At 59.4% G+C, this 2,640-nt stretch carries 3 protein-coding genes and 1 pseudogene; all 4 read left to right on the plus strand.

Going from position 1 to position 2,640, the window contains the following annotated elements; translation table 11 throughout:
• The coding region (locus J7024_RS36760; RefSeq protein WP_442861917.1) for a Mu transposase domain-containing protein at positions 1–842 on the plus strand (842 nt) is incomplete at its 5' end.
• On the plus strand, positions 835–1,632 hold the full coding sequence (gene istB / locus J7024_RS36765) for an IS21-like element helper ATPase IstB (RefSeq protein ID WP_175787265.1): 798 nt from the start codon (positions 835–837) through the stop codon (positions 1,630–1,632). The genes J7024_RS36760 and istB, both read left to right, overlap by 8 nt.
• 153 nt (positions 1,633–1,785) lie before the next feature.
• Positions 1,786–2,082, plus strand: a pseudogene (locus J7024_RS36770) (integrase core domain-containing protein); the annotation flags it as partial.
• A gap of 198 nt (positions 2,083–2,280) precedes the next feature.
• Positions 2,281–2,640: hemerythrin (locus J7024_RS36780; RefSeq protein ID WP_234746041.1), on the plus strand; the 360-nt coding region annotated here is incomplete at its 3' end.

Consider the following 2,640-nt stretch of genomic DNA (forward strand, 5'->3'; position numbering starts at 1 on the left):
ACTACCTGTTCGAGCCGGAGTTCTGCAACCGGGCTGCAGGCTGGGAGAAAGGCATCGTCGAGAAGAACGTTCAGGACCGGCGACGTCAGATCTGGCACGAAGCAGCGCTACGGCGCTGGGAAACGCTGGAGATCCTGAACGAATGGGTCGCTGGTCAGTGTCGTGAGGCGTGGCACATGCGGCACCCGCAGTGGCCTGAGCTGACGGTCGAGGATGTGCTGCAGGACGAGCGTACCCGGCTGATGCCCAATCCACGGCCGTTTGACGGCTACATCGAGCAGACCCTGCGAGTCTCGTCGACCAGCCTGATTCACTTCCAGCGCAACCGCTACAGCGTGCCCACCGAGTACACGAACCAGCTGGTGAGCGTGCGCTGCTATCCGGCATATCTCAGCGTCGTCGCCAACGCCCAGGAGATCGCACGCCACGAACGCAGCTTCGAGCGGCACATGACCTTCTACGATTGGCGCCACTACGTCACGTTGGTCGAGCGCAAACCCGGCGCACTGCGCAACGGCGCGCCGTTCATCACGATGCCGCAGCCGCTGCAACTGCTGCAGCGGCATCTGCTGAAACACCCGGGCGGCGATCGCGTCATGACGCAGGTGCTCGCTGCGGTGCGCGAACACGGGCTCGATGCGGTGCTGCTCGCCGTACAGGCTGCGCTGGATTCAGGACGCCCCAGCGCAGAGCACGTCCTGAACGTGCTGAGCCGGCTGAAGGCGCCCGTCACGAATGGCAGCCTCGCCACGACGAAACTCCAGCTCAAGGAAGAGCCCGCGGCCGACGTGAGCCGTTACGAGACGCTGCGCGCCAACCCACCGGAGGATCGTCATGTCTAACGATATCGCGGCCCAGCTCAAGGGTCTTAAACTGCACGGCATGGCGAGCACGTGGCCGGAGCTGCTCGCGCAGTCGCGCCACACTGACTTCGAGCCGGAGCGCTTCATGAAGCAGCTGTTGATGGCTGAAACCGCCGAACGGCAGGTGCGCTCGATCGCCTATCAAATGACCGCTGCGCGCTTCCCGGCCCACCGCGACCTGAAGGGCTTCGACTTCGCGCAGGCACACGTCGACGAAGCGCTGGTGCACGAACTGAGCGAGCTGTCGTTCCTCGAAAGCGCGCACAACGTCGTGTTCATCGGTGGTCCGGGCACTGGCAAGACGCACCTCGCCTCAGCGATCGGAATCGAAGCCGTACAGCGCCACGGCAAGCGTGTGCGCTACTTCTCGACCGTCGAGCTGACCAACGCCCTGGAGCAGGAGAAGTCCATCGGCAAACAAGGCCAGATCGCCCACAAGCTGATGTACGTCGATCTGGTGATTCTCGATGAGCTGGGCTATCTGCCGTTCAGCCAGACCGGTGGTGCATTGCTGTTCCATCTGCTCTCAAAGCTTTACGAGCACACGAGCGTCGCGATCACGACCAATCTCAGCTTCGGCGAGTGGGCGAGCGTGTTCGGGGATGCAAAGATGACGACAGCGCTGCTGGACCGCGTCACCCATCACTGCCACATCGTTGAAACGGGCAATGAATCGTGGCGCTTCAGGACCAGTTCTGCCAAGGCGAAGACGACAAGAAAGAGAGCAGCAAAACCAGCGGGTAACGAAGAGTTATCCACACCGGAATAGATGTACTACGCTGTCTCGGGGTGGGTCAGATTTAGATGAAATCGGTGGGTTAAGACTCGGTGGAAATCAACAGCACGGGATGGCTGCTTCGCCAACCACAAGCGCATCTGGCGCCTGTACAGCAAGGCGGGGCTGAGCGTGCGCAAGGGAAAGGTGCGGGATGCATGGGCCTACGAAGCCGGTGTCACGCTGTCGTTCATTCGGCCTGGCAAGCCGGTGGAGAATGCCTATATCGAGAGCTTCGACGGGCGCTTCCGTGACGAATGCCTGAACGAGCAATGGTTCGTCTCAATGCGCCACGCCAAGCGGCTGATTGAGGAATGCTGTATCGAGTACAACACCGAGCGGCCTCATAGTTCACTCGGCTATCTGACGCCTGTGCAGTTCGCTCGGGCGCACGATGCAAAGCAGCAGCTTTTAACCTCGGACTCTAACTGCAGTTCGGACTAAAACCGGGGGCAGGTCAGGCGAGAAAGGCGTTCTTGAGCGGGATCGTGGAGGGCCTGAACAACAAGGCCAAAGTCACTATAAGATAAGAAAAGCATATGGATTTCGGGCATTCAGAGCCACGGAAATCGCGTTCTATCACGCGTTAGGCCGGTTGCCGGGGCCTTCACTCACCCACACTTTTTACTGACGAACCGAAAAATGAACGATCAACTGACCAATCACGATGACCATCATGCACGGCGAACGACCAAAAGCGTCGAAAAGCTGGAATGGAGCGATGCGCTGCTGCTCAGACATGGCCCTATGGACGATGAACATCGCGAGTTTGTTCAGGTCGTCACTGCATTACGCAACAGTACGGCACACACCGCTTTGGCTGTGCTCGATGCAGTGGAAAAACATTTGATTCGCCACTTCGATCTTGAACACATGTGGATGGAGAAAACGGGTTTTCCCGAGGTCTATTCCAAGTGCCATCGAGATCAACACGACGAAGTTCTGGGTGCAGTGTTTCAAGTGCATCAACTGGCGGCTGTCGGTCAGATCGGGCTGGGTGTG

Origin of the sequence: Burkholderia sp. WTPI3 (genome assembly GCF_021483755.1) — a bacterium.
Lineage (GTDB): Bacteria > Pseudomonadota > Gammaproteobacteria > Burkholderiales > Burkholderiaceae > Burkholderia.

Coding starts and splice junctions, on each gene's coding strand:
- istB (WP_175787265.1), top strand. CDS start 835: ATGTCTAACGATATCGCGGCCCAGCTCAAGGGTCTTAAACTGCACGGC.